The 10,839-nt window shown below is 71.5% G+C and carries 14 protein-coding genes; 3 read left to right on the top strand and 11 right to left on the bottom strand.

The features are described 5' to 3' along the window. Positions 1-197: 197 nt before the first annotated feature. From ccsB to PROKR_RS15455, 5 genes are read right to left on the bottom strand one after another with little or no spacing between them, the layout of a single operon-like run. Positions 198-1,175, bottom strand: coding sequence for a c-type cytochrome biogenesis protein CcsB (gene ccsB, locus PROKR_RS15475; RefSeq protein WP_036964513.1), 978 nt, complete (start codon positions 1,173-1,175; stop codon positions 198-200). Positions 1,176-1,177: 2 nt separating this feature from the next. Then, on the bottom strand, positions 1,178-2,935 hold the full coding sequence (gene resB, locus PROKR_RS15470) for a cytochrome c biogenesis protein ResB (protein ID WP_036964512.1): 1,758 nt from the start codon (positions 2,933-2,935) through the stop codon (positions 1,178-1,180). Next, entirely contained in the window at positions 2,935-3,738 is an 804-nt protein-coding gene (locus PROKR_RS15465) for a cytochrome c biogenesis CcdA family protein (protein ID WP_020016015.1), read from the bottom strand. The genes resB and PROKR_RS15465 overlap by 1 nt, the downstream gene beginning before the upstream one ends. Continuing rightward, positions 3,738-4,334 carry a TlpA family protein disulfide reductase gene (locus PROKR_RS15460; protein WP_036964511.1) on the bottom strand — a complete coding sequence of 199 codons (597 nt, stop codon included), beginning with the start codon at positions 4,332-4,334 and terminating at the stop codon, positions 3,738-3,740. The genes PROKR_RS15465 and PROKR_RS15460 overlap by 1 nt, the downstream gene beginning before the upstream one ends. After that, positions 4,334-4,981 carry a histidine phosphatase family protein gene (locus PROKR_RS15455; protein WP_036964510.1) on the bottom strand — a complete coding sequence of 216 codons (648 nt, stop codon included), beginning with the start codon at positions 4,979-4,981 and terminating at the stop codon, positions 4,334-4,336. Before PROKR_RS15455 ends, PROKR_RS15460 begins: the two co-directional genes overlap by 1 nt. Before the next feature lie 147 nt (positions 4,982-5,128). Between PROKR_RS15455 and aqpZ the strand changes: the two genes are divergently transcribed. After that, positions 5,129-5,878 carry an aquaporin Z gene (gene aqpZ / locus PROKR_RS15450; protein WP_198012512.1) on the top strand — a complete coding sequence of 250 codons (750 nt, stop codon included), beginning with the start codon at positions 5,129-5,131 and terminating at the stop codon, positions 5,876-5,878. Positions 5,879-5,962: 84 nt separating this feature from the next. Here the strand turns inward: aqpZ and PROKR_RS15445 are convergent, their stop codons facing one another. After that, positions 5,963-6,475, bottom strand: a complete 513-nt coding sequence (locus tag PROKR_RS15445) for a MarR family winged helix-turn-helix transcriptional regulator (RefSeq protein ID WP_036964509.1) — start codon at positions 6,473-6,475, stop codon at positions 5,963-5,965. Between the two features lie 205 nt (positions 6,476-6,680). Here PROKR_RS15445 and PROKR_RS15440 point away from each other — a divergent pair, with 205 nt between their 5' ends. Next, positions 6,681-7,232, top strand: a complete 552-nt coding sequence (locus tag PROKR_RS15440) for a YceI family protein (protein WP_020016010.1) — start codon at positions 6,681-6,683, stop codon at positions 7,230-7,232. Positions 7,233-7,317: 85 nt separating this feature from the next. On the opposite strand, the gene PROKR_RS15435 is transcribed toward PROKR_RS15440, so the two are convergent. The 5 genes from PROKR_RS15435 to PROKR_RS15415 all read right to left on the bottom strand — a co-directional run bounded on the left by PROKR_RS15435 (position 7,318) and on the right by PROKR_RS15415 (position 10,099). Continuing rightward, positions 7,318-7,638 (bottom strand): hypothetical protein, encoded by a 321-nt coding sequence (locus PROKR_RS15435; protein ID WP_036964508.1) that lies wholly within the window; start codon positions 7,636-7,638, stop codon positions 7,318-7,320. A 124-nt stretch (positions 7,639-7,762) separates the two neighbouring features. Continuing rightward, entirely contained in the window at positions 7,763-8,272 is a 510-nt protein-coding gene (locus PROKR_RS15430) for a hypothetical protein (RefSeq protein WP_157602127.1), read from the bottom strand. 183 nt (positions 8,273-8,455) lie between these two features. Beyond that, positions 8,456-9,103 carry a redox-sensing transcriptional repressor Rex gene (locus tag PROKR_RS15425; RefSeq protein WP_036964506.1) on the bottom strand — a complete coding sequence of 216 codons (648 nt, stop codon included), beginning with the start codon at positions 9,101-9,103 and terminating at the stop codon, positions 8,456-8,458. A 60-nt stretch (positions 9,104-9,163) separates the two neighbouring features. Beyond that, complete coding sequence (locus PROKR_RS15420) at positions 9,164-9,412, bottom strand: glutaredoxin family protein (protein ID WP_036964505.1); 249 nt, start codon at positions 9,410-9,412, stop codon at positions 9,164-9,166. Positions 9,413-9,427: 15 nt separating this feature from the next. After that, positions 9,428-10,099, bottom strand: coding sequence for a Pr6Pr family membrane protein (locus PROKR_RS15415; protein ID WP_036964504.1), 672 nt, complete (start codon positions 10,097-10,099; stop codon positions 9,428-9,430). A gap of 78 nt (positions 10,100-10,177) precedes the next feature. Between PROKR_RS15415 and PROKR_RS15410 the strand changes: the two genes are divergently transcribed. Then, positions 10,178-10,839: HAD family hydrolase (locus PROKR_RS15410; protein ID WP_036964503.1), on the top strand; the 662-nt coding region annotated here is incomplete at its 3' end.

The raw sequence follows: 10,839 nt of genomic DNA, 5'->3' as shown, positions 1-10,839 counted from the left end.
GACCCGGAGTTCCTGTGGCTGCTGGAGCAGGAGAAGCGCAAGCGCGAGCGTGAGGCCCGCGGCCGCCAGGAGGCCAAGGACGACGACACCGAGTCCAGCTGACCGGCTCCGGCCGCAGACGACGCAAGAGGGTCCGCCCCGAGAAGAGATTCTCGGGGCGGACCCTCTTGCGTCAGCGGCTCCGGGTCAGCGGACCGTCACAGGCCCGAGTACGAGTGCTTCCCGTTGAAGATCAGGTTCACGCCGGTGAAGTTGAACAGCACGCACGCGTAGCCCGCCACGACGAACCAGGCGGCCCGGCTCCCGGACCAGCCGCGCGTGGTGCGCGCGTGCAGGTAGGCCGCGTAGACCACCCACACGATGAAGCTCCAGACCTCCTTGGGGTCCCAGCCCCAGTAGCGGCCCCAGGCGTCCTCGGCCCAGATGGCGCCACCGATGAGCGTGAAGGTCCACAGCACGAACGCGACCGAGTTCAGGCGGAACGAGAGCGACTCCAGAGCGCCCGGCGTCGCGGTGTGGTCGAGCCAGCCCCAGCGCCGGCTGCCGAGCATCGCCGAGCCGTTGTCGCGGGCGTCGCGCAGGAGCTGCAGCACCGACGTCACGAACGCGACGGTGAAGATGCCGGTCGCCACGATGGCGACGCCCACGTGGAGCACGAGCCAGTACTTCTGCAGCGCGGGCTGCACGCCCATCGCCGCGACGAAGAACTTCTCCTGGGCCAGCACCAGGAACAGCACGCCCAGACCGGCCACGAACGCACCGAGGAACCGCACGTCGCGGCGCGTGTTCACGCCGACGAACACGGCGACGGCCACGAAGGTGCCGACCAACGCGAACTCGTACATGTTGGCCCACGGTGTGCGGCCGGCCGCGATGCCACGCAGCACGATGGCGATCAGCAGCAGCGCCGCCGCCAGCCAGGTCACGGACATCCCGATCCCGGCGAGCTTGCGGCTGACCGGCGCGGCCGGGCCAGCGTCGTCCACCGGGGCGTCGACGGGCGCGTCCGCCACGCCCGCGCCCACGGCGACCTTCGCCCGGCTGCGGGCCGCGTCCCGCGCATCCACCTTGGCGCCGGACAGGCGCGACAGGTCCACCGCGAACGCGATGAATCCGATGGCGAGCGCGGTCGCCGCCCCCCAGACCAGCAGCACGCTGAGGTTTGCCAGCTCCATGTTCAGTCCTTTTCCGATCTGGTCGCGATGCGCGGTTGCTGAGGTTCTCGACGAGTGGCCCCGGGCTCGGTCCCGGTGACGGCCGCCAGCGCCCGGTCGACCTCGGTCTGGAGGCCGGCGTCGTCGCCCCGGGCGAGTCCCGCGACCTCGACCACCGTAGCGCCGTCCGGACCGGTGTACGCCCGGGCCCAGACGCGGCGGCGCGGCGTGAAGAGCGAGACGGTGAGCCCCCCGAGCGCGAGGAGCGCGAAGACCAGCACGAACGCGAGCGAGGGGTCGTGCCGCAGGTCGAGGGCGACGTAGCGCGGCAGCTCCTCACCCAGGGTCAGGGTGCCGAGCCCGTCCGGGAGCTCGACGGTCTCGCCGGGGCGCGCGAGCACCTTGATGCGCTGCCCCTGGTCGTCGACGGCGGCCGTGAGGTTCGCCGTGTCCAGCTCGTACACGTTCTGGGGCGAGCCGTCGTCGAGGCCGAGGTCGCCCGTGTACACCTCGAGCACGAGCAGCGGGTCCACGGGCTGCGGGAACGCCGAGCGGGCGGACCCGTCCTCGTTCACCTCGGCCGTGGGCAGGAAGTAGCCCACGAGCCCGATCTGGTCCAGCCCGGACGACACGTCCGGCACCTTCACGACGCCGCGGGACGTGTACATCGTGTCCTCGGGGATGAAGGTGACCCGCCCGGAGAAGGCGACCGCGCCGTCGGCGTCGTGCACAGTGATCTCGGGCGCGAAGCCGTTGCCCTGGAGGTAGATCTTGGCGCCGTCGACGACGATCGGGTGGTTCACCTTGATCTGCTCGCTCCGCTCCGCGCCCGACGGCTCGGCGACGGTCACGTGCGCCGTGAAGTCGCGGGCCTGGGCGAAGGCGACGGTGTCGCTCGCGAACTCGGACTCGAACTCGTCGAGCGTCATGGAGAACGGCACCAGGGACTCGGGGCGGAACCACGAGCCCTTCTCGAAGGTGTCGTAGTCCACCACCGCGTTGGCGAAGCCGCGGCCCTCGGTGACGATGGCCTGGCCGCGGTAGTGCAGCATCTGGCCGGTCGCGACGGACACGAGCAGGCCCACCAGGGCCAGGTGGAAGACGAGGTTGCCGGTCTCGCGCAGGTAGCCTCGCTCGGCGCTCACGGTGGCTGCCGCGGGACGCGTGCCCCGCGCGGCCTCCTCACCCCGGTCCACACGGAACAGGGGCAGCCAGGAGAGCCTGCCGCGCAGGCGGGCGGCGACGGCGTCCACCGCCTCCTCGGGCGTGGCGTCCGTGGTCGCGGTGGCCTTGGCCGGGAACCGGTTGAACCGGGACGGGACGCGCGGCGGGCGGCCGCGCAGGGCGCGGTAGTGCGCCGCCGACCGCGGCAGGATGCAGCCGACGAGCGAGACGAACAGCAGGATGTAGATCGCGGAGAACCAGACCGACGAGTAGACGTCGAAGAAGCCGGCCCGGTCGAGCCACTCCCCCGCGGTCGGGTGGTCGGCGAGGTACTCGATGACGCCGGCGGCGTCCTGGTTGCGCTGCGGCAGCACCGACCCGGGCACGGCTGCCACGGCGAGCAGCATGAGCAGCATGAGCGCCACGCGCATCGAGGTGAGCTGGCGCCACATCCAGCGCAGCGTGCCCACCAGGCCAAGCGCGGGCGCGTTGGGCCGCTGCGGCTTCTCGCCCGACGACGGCGCCTCCGCGGGCTCGCCCTGCGTGAACTCGTCCGCGATGCCCTCGGGGACGTACGTGCCTTCCCTGCTGTCGCTGCTGCGGGTACGGCCGGCCATCAGATCACCGTCTCGAATCCACCGATCCAGAGCTGCATGGCCCCGGTGAGCTGCGTCCACAGCCCGGTGACCAGCAGCAGCCCGACCAGGACCAGCATCCCGCCGCCGATGCGCAGCGCCGCCAGGCGGTGCTTGCGCAGGAAGTCCAGCATGCGCTCCGAGCTCTGCAGCCCGAGGGCCACGAGCAGGAACGGCACACCCAGACCGATGCAGTAGGCGACGCCCAGCAGTGCGCCGCGGCCCGCGGACGCCTCGTCGATCGCGAGCGCCTGCACCGCGCCAAGGGTCGGTCCGATGCAGGGGGTCCAGCCCAGCCCGAAGACGACGCCGAGCAGCGGCGCGCCCCAGAGGCCCGCGCGCGGCGTCAGGTGGAACCGGGCCTCGCGCTGCAGGAACGGGACGGCCCCGAGGAACCCGAGGCCGAGCAGGATCACCACGGCGCCGAGCACACGGATGATCACGTCCTCCCAGCGCACCAGATAGGCGCCCAGGCCACCGAACGCGGCGCCGAACGAGACGAACACGACGGTGAAGCCCAGCACGAACAGGGCGACCCCGCCGACCACGCGGCCGCGGGCGGGCTTGGTGCGGGTGCTCACGATCCCGGGGGTGGTCCCGGCCGACGCGGCGGCCATGCTGCTCACGTACCCGACGTACCCGGGCACGAGCGGCAGCACGCACGGCGAGGCGAAGGAGACGAGGCCTGCGAGCAGCGCCACGGGCACCGCCAGCAGCAGCGACCCGCTGAACGCGGTGCTCGCGAAGCCGCCGCCGACGGCGGTCGCGATCGAGCCGGCGAGCATCAGGCGGCCTCCGCCAGGACCTCGTCGATGAGCGCTTCCAGGGTGGATCCCTCGACCTGGCCGATCACCCGGGCGGCCACGCCGCCCTCCTGGTCGAGCACCACGGTGGACGGGACGGCCTGCAGCGGCACGACGCCGGACAGGCCCGCGATGACCTTGCCGGTGCGGTCCTCGATGCTCGGGTACGGCACCTCGAAGGTGCGCTCGAACGCCTGGGCGGCGCCGGCGTCGTCCTCGGTGTTGATGCCGAGGAACTGCACGCCGTCCTTCGACCCGGCGAGGCTCACGAGCTCGGGGGCCTCCGCGCGGCACGGTGCGCACGAGGCGTACCAGGTGTTGACGACCACGACGTCGCCCGCCCAGCCGGAGGTGTCGACGTCGTTGCCCTCGAAGTCGGTGCCCGTGATGGTGACGGGACCCTTGCGCTCGCCGAGGTCGTACGTCTGGACGGAGCCGTCACCGGAGACGTACCCCTGCCCGACGACGTCGCCGGCGCCCGAGTCCTCGGGGCTGCACGCGGCGAGCGAGACGACGAGGCCGAGCACGATGCCGACGACCACTACCCATTGGACCGCCTTGACGGTCTTGCCTCGCATCACGCGCCGGCGACCTTGCTCGCGCCGTCGTAGAGCTCCGCGGCGGGCTCCGTGTAGTGCAGGCCGACGAACCGGTCGTCCTCGAAGTGCAGGGACGTCAGGGACGCGAGGTTGCACTGCCGGTTGCGCGGGTCGTGCCAGAGCGTGCCGCCCTCCAGGGCCCGGCGGGTGAGCCAGATCGGCAGCTGGTGGCTGACCAGCACGATCTCGTGGCCCTCCGCGGCGCGGCGGGCGTCCTGCACGGCGAGGCGCATGCGCTCGACCTGCTCCGTGTAGGGCTCGCCCCACGACGGGCGGAACGGGTTCCACATGTGCGGCCAGTTGCGGGGGTTCTTCAGCGCACCGCCGCCGGGTCCGGACACGGCCAGGCCCTCGAACCGGTTGTCGGCCTCGATGATGCGGTCGTCGGTCGCGAGCTCCAGGCCGAAGCCCTGCGCGACGGGGGCGGCAGTCTCCTGCGCCCGCTGCAGCGGGGACGCCACCACGTGGGTCACGTCCCGCCCGGTGCTGGTCAGGTGGTCGGCGACGATCTTGGCCATCGCCTGGCCACGGTCGGACAGCCGGTATCCGGGCAGGCGCCCGTACAGCAGGCCGTCGGGGTTGTACACCTCGCCGTGACGCAGCAGGTGAACCGTCGTGGAAACCATGACCCACAGTCTCCCATCCGACCCTGGGTGCCCGTGACCTCCGGCGAGTGTGCATTACGTCATCTCGCGCCGATCCGGTGTCGCCGACCTACATTCGGCGGAAAGGTTTCGCCACGAAACCGTCAGATGCAAGCAAGGGGGCTCCACATGAGTGAGACAGCATCGCCTGCCATGTATGCGCGCCTGGGTGCCGAGGCGCTCGGCACCTTCGTGCTGGTGCTGGGTGGTTGCGGTACCGCGGTGTTCGCCGCCAACTTTCCCGACGCCGAGACCAACACCGTGGGGGTGGGTTTCCTCGGCGTCGCCCTGGCCTTCGGCCTCACCGTGGTGGTCGGCGCGTTCGCGCTCGGCCCCATCTCGGGCGGACACTTCAACCCGGCCGTGACGCTGGGCCTGGCGGCGTCGGGCCGGTTCTCGTGGAGCGACGTGGGCGGCTACGTCGTGGCGCAGGTCATCGGCGGTGTGCTCGGATCCAGCGTGCTCGCGCTGATCGCACTGGGTGGGCCCGACGGCTACTTCGACGCCGCGCGCGAGTCGGGCTTCGCGGCGAACGGGTTCGGCGAGCACTCACCGGACGGGTTCGGGCTCGGTTCCGCGATCCTCACCGAGACCGTCCTGACCGCCGTCTTCCTGTTCGTCATCCTCGGCGCGACGGCGCGGATCGCCTCCCCCGGCTTCGCGCCGCTGGCGATCGGCCTGTCACTGACCCTGATCCACCTGGTGTCGATCCCGATCACGAACACCTCGGTGAACCCCGCCCGGTCCCTCGCGACCGCGATCTACGCCGGCGGCTGGGCGTGGGGCCAGCTCTGGGTCTTCATCGTGTTCCCGATCCTGGGCGGACTGCTCGCCGGGTTCGCGTACCGGCCGATGTTCAGCCGCGTCCTGACGGAGTAGGGCCACCCCATCCCCACCACCCGCGTGTCAGACGCACAGCCCCCTCGGGTGACCTGGGCGTCTGACACGTGCCGCGGGACCTGGTCAGTCGCAGAAGGCAGTGAGGCCCTGCTCCGTGCCGCCCGAGACCTTGGAGGACGCCGCGACCTTGGCCATGATCCGGCCGAGCGCCGCGAACTCCTCGGGGTCCAGAGCGTCCACCATGATCCGGCGCACCGCGGCGACGTGCCCGGGTGCCGAGGCCTCGAGCGCAGTGTAACCGGCGTCGGTCATGGTGCAGTTGACCCCGCGCCGGTCGCCCTCGGCTGCCTGCCGCGCCACCAGACCGCGTGCCTCCATCCGGGCGACCGTGTGCGTGAGCCGGCTGCGCGACAGCACCAGGCCGTCCGCGAGCGTCGACATCCGCATGGTGCGCTCCGGCGCCTCCGAGAGCTGCACCAGCAGGCTGTACTCGCCGAGAGTGAGGTCGAGGGACCGGTCGTGCACCGCGCCGAGCGCCTCCACGAACCGGGCGGTGCCCTCGAGATAGTGCCGCCAGGAGCCCTGCTGGTCCTCCGTCAGCCAGAGGTCGGACTCCTCGATCGTCTCCGCTGCCACTTCGCCCACCGCCTTCGTGCTCGCCGAGCTGCCAGGAGGGGGACCCGGCGCCCCGGTGCCGGCACCCTCCGGCCCCGATGTGATCTGCGACGCTCCGAGCGCCCTCTAGGAATACGTTACGGGACCCGTTATGTTGGAACGCAGCAGATCTAGTTGATCCCTCAACTATCTACCTCAACCGCCGCACCCACAAGGAGTCCCCCTGATGGCCACCCCGCTCCCCGCTGGTCTCACCGCCGGCACCTACGACATCGACCCCTCCCACACCGCTGCCTCCTTCTCCGTCCGCCACGCCGGCATCGCGAAGGTGCGCGGCAGCATCGCGGTCACCTCGGGCACCATCACGGTGGGCGAGGACCTGGAGTCGTCGAGCGTCACCGCCGAGCTGGACGCGGCCTCCGTGAGCACCGGCGACGCCGGTCGTGACGGCCACCTGAAGAGCGCCGACTTCTGGCACGCCGACGAGAAGCCGACCTGGACCTTCTCCTCGACCAGCATCAAGGCCGACGGTGACGACTACATCATCCTGGGCGACCTGACCATCAACGGGATCACCAAGGGCGTCGAGCTCGAGACCGAGTTCACCGGCACCGCCAAGGACCCGTTCGGCAACGACCGCGCCGGCTTCGAGGCCAACCTCGAGGTCAACCGCAAGGACTTCGGCCTCACGTGGAACGCCACGCTGGAGACCGGCGGCTTCCTGGTGGGCGACAAGGTCAAGATCACGCTGGACGTCAGCGCGATCGCCAAGGCCTGAGCCATCCCCCTGTCGCCGGGTAGGCGGCGCTCCTGATCCTGGTTCAGCAGGCTCCGGACGACCACATCCACCCGGATGACGGCCGTCAGGGGCCTGCTGAACTGCCTTCAGGAGCAGGAGGCACCCGGAGCGCCAGCACGACCCAGGCCACGAACCACGGGAGGGCCCAGACGGCGGACAACATCGCCGCGAGGTCCAGGCCGTCCGCCGAGACAACGCTCGCGGCGCCCCCGATGTCGGCGTTCGCGACGACGAGCAGGACCGCGACGACGACCGCGACGGCCAGCGCCCCGCACCACAGGCCGAGCACCACTCCCCGGGACCAGGAGCTCCCGCCGGGCCCTGGATCCGGCGCGAACCGGTCCGCCCTCCGCAGGGCGACGACGAGCCCGACGCCGGCGACCACGCCCGACGCCCGACGCCACCACGACGGTCAGGACCACCTGGGCCGCGGACCGCGTCGCCGGGTCGGCATGGAGCATCCCGGAGACGATGAACCCGACGGGTGCCAGGCCGACGACGGCCGTCCCCTACGTGACGCCGTTCCGGAGACCCCACGGCAGCGTGACGAAGGCACGATGGCGTCCCGCGAAGAGGTCCTCGTCCGTGTGGTCCGAAGAGACACCGCCGCCCGCAGCCCGGACGAGGTCCGGCTGCCCCGCGCCGAGGTGGGCGTCGGCACGGATCGCGGCGACGCGTGCCTGCCGGTCCGCGCGGGTCAGGTCCTCGCCCGCGAAGCTGACCAACCGGCCCGTCCGATGATCCACGTGTTCGACGTCGACCGGGCCCGTTCCCTGGACGAGCGTGGCATAGCCGGCCGCGTGCTCCCTGGCCGCCCGCGTCCCGGACATCGAGTCCAGAACGCGTCCCACCGTTGACCCGATCACTCCGGGCAGAGCGACGAGGGCAGCCAGGACCGGCGCGTCGGCGACCCACAGGAGCACCAGGCCCACCACGAGGCTCCCGACGCCGGTGCCCAGCAACCAGCCCCCTACGGCGGAGAGCCTGGACGCGGAGACGCCGGACAGCGTCCTTCGCACGATCCTCGGGTGCCATTCGGTGGCCAAGCCGACCTCCCGGTTCGTCAGCGCCCGCACATCAGCCGGTCAGCCCCTATTCCTAGCAGCCGCGACCCGCCGGCACGCCCCGCACGACCGGAATTCACCCGGGCGTCCTCGGCCCGCGGCCCTGCGGACCGGTCTCCGACCCACTGCCGGAAGATGTCAGACGGCGGCGGCGCGGGTGGCCGCGTGGAACGCCAGGATCTGCAGCTCGCCGCCGACGTCGACCGAGCGGACCACCACGTCGTCCGGCACCTGGAGCGCCACCGGCGCGAAGTTCAGGATCTCCCGGACGCCGGAGCCCACCACGGCGTCGGCCACGTCCTGGGCACCGTGGCCGGGCAGAGCCAGCACGACCATCGAGACGCGCTCGCGCTCGATGACGTCGGCCACCTCGCGCACGTGCTCCACGGTCACGCCGGCCACGTGCGTGCCGACCACCTCGGGCGAGGCGTCGAGCAGCGCCACCACCTGGAAGCCACGGGTCGCGTACCCGGAGTAGTTCGCCAGGGCGTGACCGAGGTTGCCGATGCCGACGATCGCCAGCCGGTGCTCCGTCTCGAGCCCCAGGGCGACGGTGATGTACGAGGCGAGCGACTCGACGTCGTACCCGACGCCGCGCGTGCCGAACGAGCCCAGGTACGAGAGGTCCTTGCGCAGCTGCGCCGAGCTCACGCCCGACCGCTCGGCGAGCTCCGTCGAGGACGTGAGGTCCACCCCCTCCGCCGCGAGGTCCCGGAGGGCACGCAGGTAGTAGGGCAGCCTCCCCACGGTTGCCGCGGGGACTGTCCCGTCACTGAGCTCGACCACGTGCTGCTCCCCTCCCCGCGACCACTGTGTCGCGGGCGTACGCACACACTGCCTGGACGATCATGCCAGGAGGCGGGCAAGGCGCGCACCGTCCACGCGCCAGAAACCTTGCTGTGTCCCGTCCACCTCGAGCACGGGCACGTACTCCCCGTACCTGTCCCGGAGCTCGGGCGTGCTGTCGATGTCCACCTCGCGCCACCGGGCCCCCGAACTCTCGCACACCTGCGCGACGACGGCACGTGCGTCCTCGCACAGGTGGCACGCCTCGCGTGTGTACAGGACGACCCGGGTCTCGGCAGCGGTGGTCACGCCCCCGAGGTTACGTCACACGCGGGCCGCCGAACGGTCGGTGTCCGGCAGCCGCCCGTCCGCCCAGCGCACGCCCCAGGCCAGGACGAGGAACACGACGGCGACGACCGCGGAGTTGGTCACGGCGCCGGCGTACCCGAGCACGTTCACGTCGAGGAACGGATACGGGTACCAGCCCGTGACGGCTCCGCGGACGAACGTGTAGACCAGCCACGCGATCGGGTAGACGACGCACCACCACACCGTCCGCGCGCTCACGCGCGGCCGCGGCCCCACCAGCAGCCAGGCGACGACGGCGAACACCGGCGCCAGCACGTGCAGCATCACGTTCGACACCATCCCGGCGCCCGTGAGCTCCACCAGCCCCCGCAGCACCGTGTTGTAGACGATCCCGGTGACCGTGATGCACAGCAGGGCGTCGAGCCGCAGCACGCGGAACAGCGGACCGTCGCGTCGCGGGTCGAGCGCGAGCGCGAGCGACACCCCGCCGATCAGCAGGTTCGACTGGATCGTGAAGTAGCTGAACAGCCGGACGATCCGCTCGGCGTGCGTGGGGACCAGGCCGGCGCCCCCGGTGAGGGCCACGACGAGCTCGATGCCGAAGCCGCCGAGTGCGAGCACCGCGACCAGCAGGTGCAGGAATCGCGCGAGCCCGGCCCCGTCAGGGGCCCCGATGTTCTGCGTCACTCCCTGGTTCTACCAGCGCTTCTACCGGGGTGCCCGGCGAGGACTTGCGTCCTGTGGCACGCCGATAGAGTGACCTCCATGCCGTCGACGCTCCCTTCGTCCGCCACCGCGGCGTTCTTCGACGTCGACAACACGATCATCCGCGGTGCGAGCGCCTTCCACCTGGCCAAGTCGGCGTACCAGCGCAAGTTCTTCGGTACGCGGGACCTGCTCAGGTTCGGTCTGATCCAGGCCCGCTACCTGCTGTTCGGCGAGAACAAGGACGAGATCGACGTGGTCCGTGACCGCGCGCTCTCCCTCATCGCCGGCCGCAGCCTCGCGGAGGTCGCCACCCTCGGCGAGGAGGTGTGGGACGCCGTCCTCTCGCTGCGGATCTACCCCGGCACCCGCAGGCTGCTCGACGAGCACATCGCGGCCGGCCACCAGGTGTGGCTCATCACCGCCACGCCGGTGGAGATCGCCCGGCTCATCGCTCGCCGGCTGGGCGCGACAGGGGCGCTCGGCACCGTCGCCGAGCACAAGGACGGCTTCTACACCGGCCGGCTGGTGGGCGACCTCATGCACGGCCAGGCCAAGGCCGAGGCCATCGTCGAGCTCTCCGAGACCGAGAAGATCGACCTCGACGAGAGCTACGCCTACGGCGACTCGCTCAACGACCTGCCGATGATGCGTTCCGTGGGGCACCCGTGCCCCATCAACCCGGACCTGCGGCTGCGCCGGCACGCCCAGGAGGTCGGCTG

The sequence above is a fragment of the Promicromonospora kroppenstedtii DSM 19349 genome, from assembly GCF_000515355.1.
Lineage (GTDB): Bacteria > Actinomycetota > Actinomycetes > Actinomycetales > Cellulomonadaceae > Promicromonospora > Promicromonospora kroppenstedtii.
This window is presented reverse-complemented; position numbering and strand designations above follow the sequence as displayed.

What these genes read in the sequence shown, in the direction of transcription:
- ccsB (WP_036964513.1), bottom strand. Translation starts at nt 1,175, where the DNA reads ATGGAGCTGGCAAACCTCAGCGTGCTGCTGGTCTGGGGGGCGGCGACC.
- resB (WP_036964512.1), bottom strand. Translation starts at nt 2,935, where the DNA reads ATGGCCGGCCGTACCCGCAGCAGCGACAGCAGGGAAGGCACGTACGTC.
- PROKR_RS15465 (WP_020016015.1), bottom strand. Translation starts at nt 3,738, where the DNA reads ATGCTCGCCGGCTCGATCGCGACCGCCGTCGGCGGCGGCTTCGCGAGC.
- PROKR_RS15460 (WP_036964511.1), bottom strand. Translation starts at nt 4,334, where the DNA reads ATGCGAGGCAAGACCGTCAAGGCGGTCCAATGGGTAGTGGTCGTCGGC.
- PROKR_RS15455 (WP_036964510.1), bottom strand. Translation starts at nt 4,981, where the DNA reads ATGGTTTCCACGACGGTTCACCTGCTGCGTCACGGCGAGGTGTACAAC.
- aqpZ (WP_198012512.1), top strand. Translation starts at nt 5,129, where the DNA reads ATGAGTGAGACAGCATCGCCTGCCATGTATGCGCGCCTGGGTGCCGAG.
- PROKR_RS15440 (WP_020016010.1), top strand. Translation starts at nt 6,681, where the DNA reads ATGGCCACCCCGCTCCCCGCTGGTCTCACCGCCGGCACCTACGACATC.